The following is a 16,852-nucleotide window of genomic DNA, read 5'->3' as shown; positions in this document are numbered from 1 at the left end:
CCATGGCGAACGACCACTACTTCTCGGCCAACCCCGAGAGCGACGTCCGGCCCCGCCAGGTGGACGTCACGCTCGCCGGTCAGCCCCTCACCCTGTCGACCGCGGCGGGGGTCTTCAGTCCCGACGGCGTCGACCGCGGCACGAAGGTCCTGCTCGGTTCGGTGCCGGCACCCGCTGCTGACGGAGCGCTGCTCGACATCGGCTGCGGCTGGGGGCCGATCGCGATCACCATGGCGCTGCAGTCCCCCGACGCCCACGTCTGGGGCGTCGACGTCAACGAGCGGGTGCTGGGACTCGCCCGGGCCAACGCAGCGACGGCCGGAGCGACGAACGTCACGATCGCGCTGCCCGACGACGTGCCGGCAGACCTGCGGTTCCGGACGATCTGGTCGAACCCGCCGATCCGGGTCGGCAAGGACGAGCTGCACCAGATCCTGCTGACGTGGCTGCCCCGGCTCGAGGTCGGGGGCGATGCCTGGCTCGTCGTGTCGAAGGACCTCGGGGGTGACTCCCTGCAGAAGTGGCTCGTCGGCGCCCTCGGTCCGGGCTTCGCAGTCACGCGCGAGTCGACGGCCAAGGGCTTCCGCGTCCTCCGGGTGCAGCACAGCGCGTAGGGCGCGCGCGACGCGCCCGCGCCGCGCAGCGCGTCAGACCGTCAGACCGTCAGGTCGCCGGAGAACACGAGCTCGGCGGGCCCGGACAGCGACACGTGCTCGCCGTCCTCGGTCGCCGTCATCCGCACCGTGAGCAGCCCGCCCGGTACCCGCACGCGCCAGGTGTCCGGCGCCCCCGCACCGACCCAGTAGCGCGTGGCGAGGGCAGCCGCCACGGCACCGGTGCCGCACGACAGGGTCTCACCGCTCCCCCGCTCGTGCACCCGCATCGTGATCTCGCCGACGCCGTCCTTGATGAGCGGGTCGCCGGGCAGCACGAACTCGACGTTCGCACCGTGCTCGGGCGCCGGTTCGAGCACCGGCAGGAACGTCAGGTCGAGGTCGGCCAGTTCGTCCTCGGTCTCGACGGCGACGACCACGTGCGGGTTGCCCACGTCGATGCCGATGCCGGGGCGCGCCCCATCGAGGTTCTTCGCCCGGACGAGCACGTCGTCGGATCCGCCGCCCTCGATGCCCAGGCCCCAGCGGCCGAGGTCGGCCGCGAACCCGTTCGTGGTGCGCTGGATGTCGACCAGCCCCTTGCGGCTGCCGACCGTCAGCGTCTCGCCGGGCGCCAGTTCGACCAGGCCGGACTCGGTCAGGTACCGGGCGAACACGCGGATGCCGTTGCCGCACATCTCGGCGACCGTGCCGTCGGCGTTGTGGTAGTCCATGAACCACGTCGCCTCGGGTTCGACGGCGACGAGCGCGCGGCCCTCGGGGATCGCTTCGGACCGCACCGCGCGGATCACGCCGTCCCCGCCCACGCCGAAGCGTCGGTCCGCGATGGCACGGATCCGCTCGGGGGTCAGGTCGACGGTGGCGTCGGGGTCGGCGAACAGGACGAAGTCGTTGCCGGTCCCCTGGCCCTTGGTGAAGTGCAACTCGGTCACGGCACGATCCTACGGGCCAGTTCCGTCAGGTCACCGCGGTCGGCCCCGGTGACGTCGAGCGTCTCGGCGTCGGCGTACCGGCGGAACCACGACACCTGCCGGCGGGCGTACTTGCGGGTCGCGATGCCCGTCGCCTCGACGGCCTGCTCGCGGGTCGACGTGCCGGCGAGCACCTCGAGCGCCTGCGAGTACCCGATGGCGCCACGCGCGGTCCGGCCCTGCTCGAGTCCCAGCCCGCGGAGCGCCGCGACCTCGTCGACGAGTCCGGCGTCGAACATCCGCGCCGCGCGCTCGTGCAGCGCCGACACGAGCTGCTCCCGGTCGCGTCGCAGGTGCAGGATGCGGGACGGTCGCCAGGCGCGGGGCGCGGCCGGGAGGCTCGGGGTCACGACCTCGGATCGGCTCGCGATCTCGAGTGCACGGATCAACCGCCGTGGGTTGCGTGCGTCGATCGTCGCGGCGGCCGCCGCGTCGAGGGCGCGGAGCCGTTCGAGCAGGATGCCCGGGCCGAGCGCGTCGTGCTCGCGCTCCAGCTGCGCACGGAGCTCGGGGTCGGTGCCCGGGAACGCCAGGTCGAACAGCACCGCGGAGACGTAGAGCCCGCTGCCCCCGACCAGGACGGCCACCCCACCGTCGGCCTGGATCCGGTCGACGTCGGTGCGTGCAGCCACCTGGTACGCGGCGACGCTCGCCTCATCGGTGACGTCGAGCACGTCGAGCTGGTGGTGCGGGATGCCGTGCCGCTCGGCCGGCGGGAGCTTCGCCGTGCCGATGTCCATGCCGCGGTACAGCTGCATGGCGTCCGCGTTGATGATCTCCGCGTTGCGACCGGTGGCACGCAGGCGCTCGGCGATCGCGATGCCGAGGTCGGACTTCCCCGTGCCCGTGGCTCCGACGACCGCGATCAGGTCGGCCTCGACGCCGGTACCGGACCCGAGCGTCGAGCCGCTCGACGGCACGCCAGCGGTGGGCTCAGCGTCCGACACGGAGCGTGGGCAGCCCGAGCGAGACCGGACGTGGGCCGTCGGCTGCGGCGCCGGCCGGGGTGGGCACGCCGCAGCTCTCGGCCTGCGCGCGGTCCCAGGCATCTCCGGCCCGGGTTCGTCGGATGCGCAGCGGGGCGTCGTCGTCGGCGAGCAGGAAGTGCGGGGCCGCCCGGGTGATGTCGACGGTGACGACGTCGCCGGGGCGCGGGACATCGGACCCGGCGGGCACCGTGAAGTGCACGAGCCGGGAGTCCTCCGCGCGACCGGAGAGCCGGCGGGTGGCGTCGTCCTTGCGGCCTTCACCCGAGGCGACGAGCACCTCGACGCTCCGGCCGACCTGCTGTGCGTTCTCTTCCGCCGTGATGCGTTCCTGCAGGGCGACGAGTCGCTCGTACCGCTCCTGCACGATGTGCTTCGGCAGCTGGTCGTCCATCGTCGCCGCGGGCGTGCCGGGGCGGATCGAGTACTGGAACGTGAACGCCGAGGCGAACCGCGCCTGCTCGACGACACGCAGGGTGTCCTCGAAGTCGGCGTCGGTCTCGCCGGGGAACCCGACGATGATGTCGGTGGAGATCGCCGCGTGCGGGATCTTCGCGCGGACGCGGTCGAGGATGCCGAGGAACCGCTCGCTGCGGTAGCTCCGGCGCATGGCCTTGAGCACCCGGTCGGAGCCCGACTGCAGCGGCATGTGCAGCTGGGGCATCACGTTCGGGGTCTCGGCCATCGCGTCGATGACGTCGTCGGTGAACGCTGCCGGGTGCGGGCTGGTGAAACGCACGCGCTCCAGCCCCTGGATGCCACCGGTGGCCCGCAGCAGCTTGCCGAACGCCTGTCGGTCGCCGAACTCGACGCCGTAGGAGTTCACGTTCTGCCCGAGCAGGGTGACCTCGATCGCACCGTCGTCGACGAGCGCCTGGATCTCGGCCAGGACGTCACCGGGGCGGCGGTCCTTCTCCTTGCCACGCAGCGAGGGGACGATGCAGAACGTGCAGGTGTTGTTGCAACCGACCGAGATCGAGACCCAGCCGCTGTGCGTCGAGTCGCGCTTGGTGGGCAGCGTCGACGGGAAGACGTCGAGTGCCTCGAGGATCTCGATCTGCGCCTCGTCGTTGTGCCGCGCCCGCTCGAGCAGGGTCGGCAGCGATCCCATGTTGTGCGTGCCGAAGACCACGTCGACCCACGGCGCCTTCTCGAGGATGACGTTCTTGTCCTTCTGCGCCAGGCACCCGCCGACGGCGATCTGCATGCCGGGGTGTTCGCGCTTGATGCCCGCGAGTTGTCCGAGGTTGCCGTACAGCCGGTTGTCCGCGTTCTCGCGCACCGCACAGGTGTTGATGACGACGACGTCGGCCTGTTCGCCGTCCGCCGCGGTGTAGCCCGCGGCCTGCAACGACCCGCTCAACCGCTCGGAGTCGTGCACGTTCATCTGGCACCCGTAGGTGCGGACTTCGTAGGTGCGGGGGCGCGCTGCGACGGTGGCCATGGTCGTCCCAGTGTAGGTCGGAGCGGCTACTCGAACCGCACGGTCCCGCGGCCGGAAGGCGGCCGTCTGCCGCCGCCGTCGAGTGCGCGTGCGACAGCGATCCGGACGACGCCGGAGCTGTAGCCCTTGCGCATCAGGAAGCCGGACAGCCGGCGTTCCGCGGTGGCCCGGTCGAGGCCGCGCATCTGCGGCGCTCGCTTGTCGGCGAGTTCCTGCGCGCGGAGGAACTCGTCGTCCTCGTCGTCGGCGGCTTCGTCGAGTGCGGTGTCGATCGCCACCTGGTCGATCCCCCGGCGTCGGAGTTCGGTGACGACCCCCTGGCGGCCGAGGCCCTTGCGCGCGTGCAGCCGGTCGACCAGGTCGGTGGCGAGGGCGACGTCGTCCAGGAGCCCGACACGGGTCAACCGTTCGATCTCGTGCTCGACCACGTCGGGGTCGAGGTCCTGCTGCAGCAGTAGGGTCCGCATCTCGGACTCGCTCACGCCCTTGCGACCGAGGGCACGCAGGCTGAGCCGTTCGGCGTCCGCGCGCTGTTCGTCGAGCGGACGAGGTGCGTCGGCCGGGTCGATCTCCTCGCCGCCGGCGATGGAGAACACCGACGCGGTGGTGGCGTCTGCGGTCTCGGAGTCGTAGCCGTCCTGCTCGGCATGGGTCGAGCGCCCGCTGCCGTCACCGATCACGGGCGACACCCATGCTGCTGGGCCCCGGGCACCGTGCAGGGGCACCGGCGAATCGGCGTCGAAGGGTGCCGGGAACTCGTCCGGCCGAGCGTCGCCGGATTCGGGCAATGCCCACCCGTCGACGTCTCGTGGTTCGTCCGGTGACACCGGCGGTGCGGGGATCGCGGGCGTCACCGGGGTGACGGGAGCGCGACGACGCGACCTCGCACCGAACAGGTCGGTGACCGGTGCGAGGCCGTCGTCGTCGTGGTCGGTGCTCACGCGCCCTTGCGCTCCGCGAGCTTCGGCGCGATCGACTCGACCGGAGCGTCCTCGGCCTTGGCGCCGCCGACGCCGAGCTTGGCGAGGATCTTGCCTTCGATGTCGGCAGCGATCTCGGGGTTCTGGATCAGGAAGGAACGCGAGTTCTCCTTGCCCTGCCCGAGCTGGTCACCGTCGTACGTGTACCAGGCGCCCGACTTCTTGACGATGCCGTGGTCGACACCGAAGTCGAGCAGCGAGCCTTCGCGCGAGATGCCGACGCCGTACAGGATGTCGAACTCGGCCTGCTTGAAGGGCGGCGCCATCTTGTTCTTGACGACCTTGACGCGCGTTCGGTTGCCCACCGCGTCGGTACCGCTCTTGAGCGTCTCGATGCGACGGATGTCGAGGCGGACGGACGCGTAGAACTTCAGCGCCTTACCGCCCGAGGTGGTCTCCGGCGAACCGAAGAACACGCCGATCTTCTCGCGCAGCTGGTTGATGAAGATCATCGTGGTCTGCGTCTGGTTCAGGCCACCGGCGAGCTTCCGCAGTGCCTGCGACATGAGGCGGGCCTGCAGACCGACGTGCGAGTCACCCATCTCGCCCTCGATCTCGGCACGGGGCACGAGGGCCGCGACGGAGTCGATGACGATGAGGTCGATGGAGCCGGAGCGGACCAGCATGTCCGCGATCTCGAGCGCCTGCTCGGCGGTGTCGGGCTGCGACACGAGCAGGGCGTCGATGTCGACACCGAGCTTCTTGGCGTACTCGGGGTCGAGCGCGTGCTCGGCGTCGATGAAGGCCGCGATGCCACCGGCGCGCTGGGCGTTGGCGATGGCGTGGATGGTGAGGGTCGTCTTACCCGACGACTCCGGGCCGTAGATCTCGACGATACGGCCGCGGGGCAGGCCACCGATGCCGAGCGCGACGTCCAGCGCCACCGACCCGGTCTGGATGACGTTGACGGGGGCGCGTTCGTCCGAACCGAGGCGCATGATCGCACCCTTGCCGAACTGCCTGTCGATCTGTGCGAGTGCGGTCTCGAGGGCCTTTTCGCGGTCTGCCGGTGATGGCATGGGGTGCTCCTTCGTGCTCGTGTTCGGCCGCCTGTAGGCTGTCGCGTCCACGCCGGCCGATGGTGCAAGGCCGATGGTTCTGCGACAAGGCTTCGGGCTGTTCCCGATGTCCATCAACCTATGGCGAGCCACCGACATCACTGCCGACGGTCACGCGATCTGTGGATGGAGCATCCGGGCGACGCCGCTGTGGAGGAAGTTACCACCGATCGAACACGCGTTCGAGCAACACGCCGAACACAGTTTCGGGTGCCGGACCCTGCAGGACCGCGCTCAGTCCTGGGGTTCGGCCAGGCCCTTGCCGTGCCGACGGTCCATCGGGACGTCCTGCGAGTCGCACAGGGCATCCCACACCCGGCGGGCGTCGATGCCGGCGGCGAGGGCGTCCACGGCCGATCGACCGCCCAGCCCCTCGAGCACGACGTCACGGGTGACCACGGACCCGTAGGCCTCGCCGAACACCTGGTCGACGGCTCGCCAGAACTCACTCACGCGCATCCGACCAGCCTAAGCGCGTCGTCGCGGGCCGGAACGCAGAACGCCCCCGCCGGGAAGGACCGGCGAGGGCGTTCGGTGCAGTGCGGTCAGCGCACCGCGAGGTCGTTGTCGAACTCGGCGACGAGGTCGTCCGGGAGCGTGTCGGGGACGGGGGTCAGCCCCTCGACGATCGCGAGGCGGTCGCCCACTTCGCGCATGATGGTCGAGATGGGCGTGTCCAGAGCATCCGCGACGGACGCGAGGATCTCCGAGCTGGCTTCCTTCTGCCCACGCTCGACCTCACTGAGGTACCCGAGCGCGACACTGGCCTTGGACGCGACCTGACGGAGGGTCCGGCCCTTCTGCAAGCGGAAGTCCCGGAGCACATCGCCGATTTCCTGACGAACGAGAACCATGAGAACTCCTCCTCTCTGTCGTCTCCGCGCCCGCTCGGTCCGGTGGAACGAGTTCGGGTTCAGCAACAATAGCGTTGCCGGTTGCAGCATGTTAGCCAGGCTGGCTGCCGTACTGCTGGAGATTTCGTGAGATGTAACCCAGTGGAAACGGGACCTATTCCCGGCCCCGGATCTCGGACGACATCCGTGCAAGGAGTTCGGAGACGGTGGCGTGACGGATTGCTCCCCGGTCACCGTCGAGGTGCAGCTCGAAGGCCTCGGCGCCCGCGGTGGAGGCGATCCCCACGTACACGGTGCCGACGGGCTTGCCGTCCTGCGGGTCCGGGCCGGCGACACCCGTCGTGCTGATCCCCCACGTTGCGGGCTCCCCGTCGACGGACAGCGCGATCCGGACACCGGCGGCCATCTGCCGGGCGACCTCCGGGTGCACGGCGCCCTCGGCCTCGAGCAGGTCCTCCGAGACCCCGAGCACGGAGTGCTTCACGGGCGTCGCGTACGCCACGACGCCACCGTGGACGACGGCGCTCGCCCCGGGCACGTCGACGAGGGTCGCGACGACGAGTCCGCCGGTCAGCGACTCCGCCACGGCGAGGGTCTCGCCCCGCGCCGTCAGTTCGGCGATGAGACCCGGTGCGACCGGCTCGACGGGCGCGGCCTCGGTCGAACGGTCGGGCCCGGTCATGCGGTGGTGCGGTTGTGCTTCCATGCCTGCCAGAGGTAGTCGATCCCGCTCAGGACCGTTGCCAGGAACGCGGCGGTCATGAGGATGCCGTTGACCCAGTGCGCCCAGTCACCGACCAGGTTCCACCACGGGAACAGCGCGGCCGTCAGCGCGACGGCCTGCAGCACGGTCTTGATCTTCCCGCCGCGGCTGGCCGGGATCACCCGGTCGGAGAGCACCGCGAACCGGAAGACCGTGATGCCGATCTCCCGCACCATGATCAGCACGGTCACGTACCAGGGCAGTTCATGCAGGATGGACAGCGCGACGAGCGCACCCCCGATGAGCACCTTGTCGGCGATCGGGTCGACGAGCTTGCCGAAGTCCGTGACCAGGTTCTGCCGACGGGCGATGATGCCGTCCGCGCTGTCCGTGACGATCGCCACGACGAAGACGACCGCGGCCCAGATGCGCAGGGGCCCGTCGTTCCCGGCGTCGGTGAGCAGCAGGACGAAGAACAGCGGCGCCATCAGGATGCGCACCACCGTGATGATGTTCGCGACGTTCGCGGTCGACGCCGGGCCGGGGCCCTTGCGCAAGAGCCGCCCGCGCCACGGGAACCGTGCGCCGTGCGTGGTGTTCGTGCTGTCCGAGGCGGTCATCGCCGTCACTCCCTGCCCGTCAGTCCCCACGCGTCCTCATCGGGCTCGTCGTGGACTTCATCGTACCCGCGGGTCATGTCCCCGACGGGGTCGGCACCGTACCGGTCACCGTCGCCGGACGGCGTCGGTGCCGGCGCTGCCGGAGCGGCCGCGGCGGGCGGCTCCTCGCCGCGGAGCTTCGCGAGCACCGCGGGCAACTGGTCGGCGGTCACCAGGACGTCACGGGCCTTCGAGCCCTCGGACGGTCCGACGATGTCGCGCGACTCCATCAGGTCCATCAGGCGACCGGCCTTGGCGAAGCCGACGCGGAGCTTGCGCTGCAGCATCGACGTCGAACCGAACTGGGTCGACACGACCTGTTCGACGGCCGCGAGCAGCAGTTCGAGGTCGTCGCCGATGTCGGCGTCGATCTCCTTGCGCTCGACCACGGCCTGGACGTCCTGGCGGTACTCGGGCTGGGCCTGCCGCGTGACGTGCTGGACGACCTCGGCGACCTCGCCCTCCTGCACCCAGGCGCCCTGCACGCGGAGCGACTTCGACGAACCCATCGGCAGGAAGAGCGCGTCGCCCTGACCGATCAGCTTGTCGGCGCCGGGCTGGTCGAGGATGACGCGGGAGTCCGTGACGCTCGTCACCGCGAAGGCGATGCGCGACGGCACGTTCGCCTTGATCAGGCCGGTGATGACGTCGACCGAGGGCCGCTGCGTCGCGAGCACCAGGTGGATGCCGGCGGCGCGGGCGAGCTGGGTGATGCGGACGATCGATTCCTCGACGTCACGCGGTGCCACGAGCATCAGGTCGGCGAGCTCGTCGACGACCACCAGCAGGTACGGGTACGGCTTGAGCTTCCGCTCGCTGCCCGCCGGCAGGACGATCTCGTTGTTCTCGATCGCCTTGTTGAAGTCGTCGACGTGGCGGAACCCGAACGACGCCAGGTCGTCGTACCGCATGTCCATCTCCTTCACGACCCACTGCAGCGCTTCGGCCGCCTTCTTGGGGTTCGTGATGATGGGGGTGATGAGGTGCGGGACGCCGGCGTAGATCGAGAGCTCGACGCGCTTCGGGTCGACCAGGACCATGCGGACCTCGGACGGCTTCGCGCGCATCAGCAGCGACGTGATCATCGAGTTGATGAACACCGACTTGCCGGAACCGGTGGAGCCGGCGACGAGCAGGTGCGGCATCTTCGCCAGGTTCGCGACGACGAAGCCGCCCTCGACGTCCTTGCCGACGCCGATCGTCATCGGGTGCTTCGACTTGCGCGCGGCGTTCGAGCGCAGCACGTCGCCGAGCGAGACGATCTCGCGGTCGGTGTTCGGGATCTCGACGCCGATCGCGCTCTTGCCCGGGATCGGCGACAGGATGCGGACCTCGTTCGAGGCGACCGCGTACGACAGGTTCTTCGACAGGGCCGTGACGCGCTCGACCTTGACGCCCGGGCCGAGCTCGATCTCGTACCGGGTGACCGTCGGCCCGCGGGAGAACCCGGTGACCTTCGCGTCGACCTTGAACTCGGTGAGCACCCCGGTGATGGCGGCGACGATGTCGTCGTTCGCCTGGCTGCGCGCGACCGAGGGCGTGCCGGAGCTCAGGGTGGTGGCGGCCGGCAGTCGGTACGGCTTCGACGGGTCGTCGTCGGACCCGGCGGCGGCCGCGCTCAGCTCGGCGGCGGCGTCGATGTCCTCAGGTTCGTCGACGACCTCGGGCTCGGACAGCACCTCGGGCACCGCGGGACGGATGTCGGCGGTCGGCTGCGGGCGCGCGGGAACGTCGGTGCCGAACGCGCGCAGGGCCTGCTCGGCGTCCTGCAGGTCCTGCTCGACGGAGTCGTTGAGGTTGACCGACGCGGGCTCGGCCGGCGTGAGGTCGACGAGCCCTGCGGCGGCCCCGGCGTTCGGGCTCACGACGGGAGCAGCGGGCGCGACGGCAGCGGCAGCGGGCGCGACACCGGTGGCCGGCGGGAGCACCGGGCTGTCGTACGCCGGGTCCTCTTCGCGTCCGGACTTGTTGCGGCGCCACCACGGCACGTTGTCGCCGCCGGCTTCGGCGTCGGCAGCGGCCTGCTCGTCACCGAACCCGAGGTCGTCGAACAGCTGGAAGTCGGCGTCGCCCTTCTTGCCGCGCTTCGAGGTGCGAGTGCGGGCGGCGGGCTCTGCCACGGCAGCGGCAGTGTCCGCGTCCGGCTCGGCAGCGGGCGCCGGGGCACCGAACAGGTAGGCGTAGAGCTCGTGCAGCCGGCGACCGAGCTTGTTCGGCGGCGTCTTGGTGATGATGAAGAGCGAGAGCACGAGCAGCACGATCGCCACGGGCACGGCCACCCACGCGGTCGCGATCGTGACGAGCCAGCCGATGACCACCCAGCCGAGCACCCCACCGGCGGCAGCGAGCGCGGGCATGCCGTCGGCCGCGCTCGGTCGGCCGCCGAAGACGTGGCAGAGCGAGGCGATGGAGACGATCAGGATGCCCAGACCGATGCCGATCCGGGTGTTGTCGTGCACCGAGGCCGGGTGCCGGAACAGCCACCCGGCGAACACGATCATGATGACCGGCAGGGCGAATGCCAGGCGGCCGAACAGCCCGCCGAACGTGTACGCGTCGAGTGCGACGGAGACGCTGTTGGTCGGGTTGAGCCACTCGACGACCCCGCCGGCGATGGCCAGCAGGAACAGCAGGAACGGGAACCCGTCGCGCCGCTGGTCCTTCTCGAGGGTCTCCTTGCCGAGCAGCCGGAACATCGCGCCGACGCCGTGCGCCATCGCGAGCCAGAAGGTCACGAGCGGGTTCTGCTCGCGGAACACCGGCGTGGGTGCGGCCTGCGGCAGCTTCTTCGTCGTGGCCTGGGTGCGCGACGAACCGCGCGTCCCGTTGCCACGGGACGACGTGGACGCGCGCGAGCGCGTGGTCGACTTGGTGCCTCCGGCCATGGGCAGAACCCTAACGCCCGCTCAGGACAAACGCAGGAAGGCCCGCCGCAGCGTCCGTGACGGACGCTGGACGGGCCTCCAGGGCGGGGACGGCGGCTACGCCTCGATGACCACCGGGACGATCATCGGACGACGACGGTGCTTCGTGTTCACCCAACGACCGACCGTCCGACGGACGACCTGCGCGAAGGCGTGCGAGTCGCGCGTGCCGTTGGCTGCGGCCTCGGAGATCGCCTTGGCGATCTGCGGACGCACGTCGTCGAAGACGGAGTCGTCCTCGGCGAAGCCGCGCGACTGGATCTCGGGGCCGATCACGCACTGCCCGGTGGTGAAGTCCACCGCGCAGAAGACCGAGATGAAGCCCTCTTCGGCCAGGACACGGCGGTCCTTCAGGTCGGCGTCGGTGATCTCGCCGACGGTGGAGCCGTCGACGTAGACGTAGCCGATGTCGAGCTGGCCGGCGACCGTTGCGACGCCGTCCTTCAGGTCGACGACGATGCCGTCCTGCCCGAGGATCACGTTGCGCGGCGGGACGCCCGTCTGGATCGCCAGGTCGGCGTTCGCGTACAGGTGACGGTGCTCGCCGTGGACGGGGAGCACGTTGCGCGGTCGCAGGATGTTGTAGCAGTAGAGCAGTTCGCCGGCTGAGGCGTGTCCGGAGACGTGCACCTTGGCGTTGCCCTTGTGCACGACCTTCGCGCCGAGCTTGGTCAGCCCGTCGATCACGCGGTACACGGCGTTCTCGTTGCCCGGGATGAGCGACGACGCGAGGATGACGGTGTCGCCCTCGCCGATCTCGATCTGGTGCTCGAGGTTCGCCATGCGGGCCAGGACGGCCATCGGCTCACCCTGCGACCCGGTCGACATGTAGACGATCTGGTCGTCGGGGACGTTCTTCGCCTTCTTCGTGTCGATGAGCACGTTCTCCGGCACCCGCAGGTACCCGAGGTCGGCGGCGATCGTCATGTTGCGGATCATCGAGCGGCCCATGAACGCGACCTTGCGGTTCGCGGCCGCGGCGGCGTCGAGGACCTGCTGCACGCGGTGCACGTGTGACGAGAAGCTCGCCACGACGACCTTCTTGCGGGCGCGCATGATGATGTTCTCGAGCACCGGGCCGATGTCGCGCTCCGGAGCGGTGAAGCCCGGCACGTCGGCGTTCGTGGAGTCCGGCAGGAACAGGTCGACGCCGGCCTCGCCCAGACGGGCGAACGCGCGGAGGTCGGTGATCCGGTCGTCCAGCGGGAGCTGGTCCATCTTGAAGTCACCCGTGTGCAGGACACGACCGGCGGGGGTCGTGATCGCGACGGCGAGGGCGTCCGGGATGGAGTGGTTCACGGCGACGAACTCGAGGTGGAACGGGCCGATCTGCTCGGTCTGGTCCTCGGCCACGACGAGCGTGTACGGCTTGATCCGGTGTTCCTTGAGCTTCGCCTCGACGAGCGCGAGGGTCAGCGTGGAGCCGATCAGCGGGATGTCGTCGCGGAGCTTCAGCAGGTACGGGACCGCGCCGATGTGGTCTTCGTGGCCGTGCGTGAGCACGACACCGAGGACGTCGTCGAGGCGGTCACGGATCGGCGTGAAGTCCGGCAGGATCAGGTCGACACCGGGCTGGTGCTCCTCGGGGAACAGCACGCCGGCGTCGACGATGAGCAGCTTGCCCTCGTACTCGTAGACGGTCATGTTGCGACCGATCTCGCCGAGGCCCCCGATGGGGATCACGCGGAGGGTGCCGTTCTCGAGCGGCTGCGGTGTGGAGACTTGTGTGGGCATTCGGTCCTACGGATTCGGGCGACGTGCGTGCTGCGCGCCGCGGTGTTCGCTAGCGGGTGGTGCCTGGCACCTTCGGTAGTGCACCGCCGGCCGCCGCGTTGCGGTCGGGGCGGAAGTTCGAGAAGTCGGCGCCGGGCACGTCGCGCACGGCTTCGAGTGAGGTCTCGATGGCGTACGCCTCGGAGTCCTCGGGGCCGACGAGCGGCAGTCGGACGCGCGGGCTGCCGATGCGGCCGAGCCCGTGCAGGATGTACTTGGCGGCCACGGTACCGGGAACGTGCGTCATCACGGCGCGGACGAGCGGCTCGAGTCGCTTGTGCTCGGCCGTCGCGGTGGCCAGGTCGCCCCGGTTCACGGCGTCGACGATGGTGCGGTACGGCGCGCTCGTGATGTTCGCCGTCACGCCGATCAGGCCGGTGGCACCGATCGACAGGTGCGGGAGCACGTTCGTGTCGTCACCGGAGAAGTACATGAGGTCGGTGTTGTTCAGCACGCGCGAGACCTCGGCGAAGTCGCCCTTGGCGTCCTTCACGGCGAGGATGTTCGGGTGCTTCGACGCGCGAAGGATCGTGTCGTAGGTGATCGGGATGCCGGTGCGGCCCGGGATGTCGTACAGGATCACCGGCAGGTCGGTGGCGTCCGCGATCATCCGGAAGTGGGTGAGGACACCCGACTGTGTCGGCTTGTTGTAGTACGGCGTGACGATCATCACGCCGTCCGCGCCGGCCTTCTCGCTCTGCTTGTACAGGTGGATGGCGTGCGCGGTCTCGTTCGAGCCACCACCCGTGATGATCTTCGCGCGGCCGGCGGCCACGGACTTGCCGACCTCGACCAGCCGGAGCTTCTCCGGGTCGGTGAGCGTCGACGTCTCGCCGGTCGTGCCGGTGACGACGATGCCGTCGGCGCCGGCGGTGATGCAGTCGTCGATGTGCTGCTCGACGCCGGGCCAGTCGACCTCACCGTCGGCCGTGAACGGGGTCACGAGGGCGACGAGGACCTGACCGAAGGGATTCTCACGCGGGGACACGGGCACCAGCGTACCGGGGATGCGCGCGGAGGCCGCCGTCCGTGTGGACGGTCGCCTGCCTGCGGCGCGGCCGGGAGGCCCGGATCACGTCCGTCCCGCCGGTCACGCCCGGCGCGTGGGGGCGCTCAGGCGCGGCGCTGCCACTCCAGGAACCGGTAGCGGGTGCCGCCGTTGCGGGACTCCTGCCACGGGCCCTCGTCGGTGAGCGTCCAACCGGCAGTCTCGTCGAGCGTCGGTGCGACGGTGTCGCCGGGGACGTCGACGTCGATCACGGTCTCGGAGACGACATCGGCACGGTCGAGCGCCGCGGCGTAGACCTGGCCGCCGCCGACGACCCAGACGGTCTCGTCGGTGCCGTCGTCGCCTTCGAGCGCGGCCTGCAGGTCGTGCACCACCTCGGCACCGTCGGCGGTCCACGTCGTGTCACGGGTGAGCACCACGTTGCGCCGACCGGGCAGGGGCCGGAACCGCTCGGGCAGGGACTCCCACGTGCGCCGCCCCATGAGCACGGTCGCGTCCCCGGTGACCCGCTTGAAGTGCGCCAGGTCCTCGGGCACGTGCCAGGGCATGCCCCCGTCGGCACCGATGACGCCGGTGGTCGAGCGGGCCCAGACCATGCCGATCATCAGACGGCGACCGCGGCCTTGATCGCCGGGTGGTGCTCGTAGCCGACGACGGTGAAGTCCTCGTACTCGTAGTCGTCGATCGAGTCGCGCGGGGCGAGCTCGAGCGTCGGCATCGGGTACGCCGTGCGGGACAGCTGCTCCTCGACCTGTTCGACGTGGTTGTCGTAGACGTGGCAGTCGCCGCCGGTCCAGACGAAGTCACCGACCTCGAGCCCGGTCTGCGCCGCGATCATGTGGGTCAGCAGCGCGTACGAGGCGATGTTGAACGGGACGCCGAGGAACATGTCGGCGCTCCGCTGGTAGAGCTGGCACGAGAGCTTGCCGTCGTTCACGTAGAACTGGAAGAACGCGTGGCACGGGGCGAGCGCCATGTCCGGCACGTCGGCGACGTTCCACGCCGAGACGATGAGCCGACGGCTGTCCGGGTTCGTCCTGATCTGCTCGATGACCTGGGCGATCTGGTCGACGTGCTCACCCGAGGGGGTGGGCCAGGATCGCCACTGCACGCCGTACACCGGGCCGAGGTCGCCGTCGGCGTCCGCCCACTCGTTCCAGATCCGGACACCGTGCTCCTGCAGCCAGGTCGCGTTGCCCTCGCCGCGCAGGAACCAGAGGAGCTCGTACGCGACCGACTTGAAGTGCACGCGCTTCGTGGTGACGAGCGGGAAGCCCTTCGACAGGTCGTAGCGGAGCTGTGCACCGAACAGGCTGCGGGTCCCCGTGCCGGTGCGGTCGCCCTTCGGCGAGCCCTCGGTCAGGACCCGGCGGAGCAGGTCCTCGTAGGGGGTCGGGACGGAAGCGTCGGGCTGTACGGTCTCGCTGTCGGTCACACACAGAAGCCTACGTCGGTGTGAGTAGCGTTGCCGGTATGCCCGACACGACGGAACAACCGCTCTCGATCCTGGTGGCCGGCTCGTCCGGCTTCATCGGGACCCCACTCGTCCGCGCCCTGCGCGAGGCGGGGCACCACGTCACCACGCTCGTGCGCCGGGAAGCCCGCACCGCGACCGAGTTCCGCTGGGCACCGGGGCGACGTCCGCTCGACCCGGCGATCCTCGACGGCGCCGACGTCGTGATCAACCTGGCCGGCGCGAACATCGGCAAGCTGCCGTGGACCGACGCGTACCGCAAGGAGATCCGCAGCTCACGCATCGACGCCACCGACACCCTGGTCGAGGCGATGCGGCACGCGACCACTCCCCCGGCGCTGTTCCTGTCGGGCTCGGCCTCGGGCGTGTACGGCGACCGTCCGGCCGACGTGCTGCCCGACGACGCCGCCCCGGGCACGGGGTTCCTCGCCGACGTCTGCACCGCGTGGGAGTCGGCCGCGGACGCCGCCCCCGCGGGGGTCCGGGTCATCACGCTCCGGACCGGCATCGTGATCGGCAAGGGCGGCGGCGCGCTCGCACCCCTCGTCCCGCTGACCAAGCTCGGCGTCGGCAGCCGACTCGGCACCGGCGGCCAGCACTGGCCCTGGATCGCCCTCGAGGACGAGGTCGGCGCGATCGTGCACCTGGCGACCGCGGCGCCGGACGTCTCCGGCCCGGTCAACCTGGCGGGCCCGGAGCCGGTCGTCGCCGACCGCATCACGAAGCACGTCGCCGAGGTGCTGCACCGCCCCTACCTGTTCCGGATCCCCGAGTTCGCCCTGCGCCTGGCGCTGCGGGACGCCGCGGACGACATGCTCCTGTCGAGCCAGCGGATGGTCCCCACGAAGTTGCTCGAGTCCGGCTACACGTTCCGGTACACGCAGGCTGCGGACGCGATCGACGCCGTCTTCTGATCGGACGGCAGACCGGGGGTCAGCGGTCGGCGGCGCGCGCCAGGGCGGTGCGCATCGCCGACCGTGCACGTTTGCGGTCGCCCGCGGCGTCGTAGACCACACCGAGCCGGTACCAGGCACGCCAGTCGGCCGGGTCCTGCTCGACCGCGTCGCGGTACCGCGGGAACAGCTCGTCGGCGGCGTCGCGGATCGGACGACCCGACGGCCGCACGGGGACGACGTCGTCCGGTGTACCGCCCTCGGCCTCGAGCCGTGCGCCGAGCCGCGTGATGCGGATGCCGAAGCGGAACTCCAGGACGAGCAGGAGCGCGCCGATCGCGGCGACGACGAACAGTGCGACACCGATGCCGATGCCGATCGGGATGCCGGTGGCGATGAAGGCCACAGCACGCTGTCCGACGAGAACGATGTACAGGGCGAGCAGCACCGCCATCAGTGCTGCACCCCAGAACGGCGAGCGGATCGTGCGTCCGGCCCGCTCCATGCGAC

Annotated in this window: 17 protein-coding genes; 2 read left to right on the top strand and 15 right to left on the bottom strand. The window is 70.4% G+C overall.

All coding sequences use genetic code 11. The annotated features are described in order from the left end of the window. The first annotated feature begins 2 nt into the window (after window positions 1-2). Window positions 3-614, top strand: coding sequence for a class I SAM-dependent methyltransferase (locus MXD64_RS05800; RefSeq protein ID WP_071252363.1), 612 nt, complete (start codon window positions 3-5; stop codon window positions 612-614). A 41-nt stretch (window positions 615-655) separates the two neighbouring features. Here MXD64_RS05800 and dapF read toward each other — a convergent pair whose 3' ends face one another. From dapF to MXD64_RS05730, 14 genes are all read right to left on the bottom strand, one after another. Continuing rightward, window positions 656-1,546, bottom strand: coding sequence for a diaminopimelate epimerase (gene dapF / locus MXD64_RS05795; RefSeq protein WP_042538440.1), 891 nt, complete (start codon window positions 1,544-1,546; stop codon window positions 656-658). Beyond that, window positions 1,543-2,532 carry a tRNA (adenosine(37)-N6)-dimethylallyltransferase MiaA gene (gene miaA / locus MXD64_RS05790; RefSeq protein WP_263137239.1) on the bottom strand — a complete coding sequence of 330 codons (990 nt, stop codon included), beginning with the start codon at window positions 2,530-2,532 and terminating at the stop codon, window positions 1,543-1,545. The genes dapF and miaA overlap by 4 nt, the downstream gene beginning before the upstream one ends. Further along, the gene (gene miaB, locus MXD64_RS05785; RefSeq protein ID WP_263137238.1) at window positions 2,519-4,015 is read right to left on the bottom strand and encodes a tRNA (N6-isopentenyl adenosine(37)-C2)-methylthiotransferase MiaB; all 1,497 of its coding nucleotides are present in this window, start codon (window positions 4,013-4,015) and stop codon (window positions 2,519-2,521) included. Before miaB ends, miaA begins: the two co-directional genes overlap by 14 nt. A 26-nt stretch (window positions 4,016-4,041) precedes the next feature. Then, window positions 4,042-4,956: a regulatory protein RecX gene (locus MXD64_RS05780; RefSeq protein WP_263137237.1), complete on the bottom strand. Its 915-nt coding sequence runs from the start codon at window positions 4,954-4,956 to the stop codon at window positions 4,042-4,044. Next, on the bottom strand, window positions 4,953-6,014 hold the full coding sequence (gene recA, locus MXD64_RS05775; RefSeq protein ID WP_027464767.1) for a recombinase RecA: 1,062 nt from the start codon (window positions 6,012-6,014) through the stop codon (window positions 4,953-4,955). The genes MXD64_RS05780 and recA overlap by 4 nt, the downstream gene beginning before the upstream one ends. A gap of 273 nt (window positions 6,015-6,287) precedes the next feature. Then, complete coding sequence (locus tag MXD64_RS05770; protein WP_017885915.1) at window positions 6,288-6,512, bottom strand: DUF3046 domain-containing protein; 225 nt, start codon at window positions 6,510-6,512, stop codon at window positions 6,288-6,290. Window positions 6,513-6,598: 86 nt separating this feature from the next. Continuing rightward, window positions 6,599-6,907, bottom strand: a complete 309-nt coding sequence (locus MXD64_RS05765) for a helix-turn-helix domain-containing protein (protein ID WP_027464765.1) — start codon at window positions 6,905-6,907, stop codon at window positions 6,599-6,601. Between the two features lie 154 nt (window positions 6,908-7,061). Next, the gene (locus MXD64_RS05760; protein WP_263137236.1) at window positions 7,062-7,589 is read right to left on the bottom strand and encodes a CinA family protein; all 528 of its coding nucleotides are present in this window, start codon (window positions 7,587-7,589) and stop codon (window positions 7,062-7,064) included. Then, a complete protein-coding gene (gene pgsA / locus MXD64_RS05755; protein WP_042538583.1) occupies window positions 7,586-8,230 on the bottom strand; it encodes a CDP-diacylglycerol--glycerol-3-phosphate 3-phosphatidyltransferase in 645 nt (214 codons plus the stop codon). Before pgsA ends, MXD64_RS05760 begins: the two co-directional genes overlap by 4 nt. A 5-nt stretch (window positions 8,231-8,235) precedes the next feature. Next, entirely contained in the window at window positions 8,236-11,154 is a 2,919-nt protein-coding gene (locus MXD64_RS05750) for an FtsK/SpoIIIE family DNA translocase (protein ID WP_259577131.1), read from the bottom strand. 96 nt (window positions 11,155-11,250) lie between these two features. Then, window positions 11,251-12,927, bottom strand: a complete 1,677-nt coding sequence (locus MXD64_RS05745; RefSeq protein WP_017885920.1) for a ribonuclease J — start codon at window positions 12,925-12,927, stop codon at window positions 11,251-11,253. A gap of 49 nt (window positions 12,928-12,976) precedes the next feature. Continuing rightward, window positions 12,977-13,954 carry a 4-hydroxy-tetrahydrodipicolinate synthase gene (dapA, locus tag MXD64_RS05740; RefSeq protein ID WP_017885921.1) on the bottom strand — a complete coding sequence of 326 codons (978 nt, stop codon included), beginning with the start codon at window positions 13,952-13,954 and terminating at the stop codon, window positions 12,977-12,979. Between the two features lie 125 nt (window positions 13,955-14,079). Continuing rightward, entirely contained in the window at window positions 14,080-14,580 is a 501-nt protein-coding gene (locus MXD64_RS05735; RefSeq protein ID WP_071252357.1) for a dihydrofolate reductase, read from the bottom strand. Beyond that, window positions 14,580-15,410 (bottom strand): thymidylate synthase, encoded by an 831-nt coding sequence (locus MXD64_RS05730; protein WP_159557761.1) that lies wholly within the window; start codon window positions 15,408-15,410, stop codon window positions 14,580-14,582. The genes MXD64_RS05735 and MXD64_RS05730 overlap by 1 nt, the downstream gene beginning before the upstream one ends. A 38-nt stretch (window positions 15,411-15,448) precedes the next feature. On the opposite strand from MXD64_RS05730, the gene MXD64_RS05725 reads away from it, so the two are divergent. Further along, window positions 15,449-16,363 carry a TIGR01777 family oxidoreductase gene (locus tag MXD64_RS05725; RefSeq protein ID WP_263137235.1) on the top strand — a complete coding sequence of 305 codons (915 nt, stop codon included), beginning with the start codon at window positions 15,449-15,451 and terminating at the stop codon, window positions 16,361-16,363. A gap of 19 nt (window positions 16,364-16,382) precedes the next feature. Here MXD64_RS05725 and MXD64_RS05720 read toward each other — a convergent pair whose 3' ends face one another. Beyond that, complete coding sequence (locus MXD64_RS05720) at window positions 16,383-16,847, bottom strand: tetratricopeptide repeat protein (RefSeq protein WP_017885925.1); 465 nt, start codon at window positions 16,845-16,847, stop codon at window positions 16,383-16,385. Window positions 16,848-16,852: the final 5 nt, after the last annotated feature.

The sequence above is a fragment of the Curtobacterium sp. Arg-1 genome, assembly GCF_025643395.1.
Taxonomy (GTDB): Bacteria; Actinomycetota; Actinomycetes; order Actinomycetales; family Microbacteriaceae; genus Curtobacterium; species Curtobacterium poinsettiae.
Note: the sequence above shows the minus strand (reverse complement) of the source record. Positions and strands in the feature narration are given on the sequence as shown.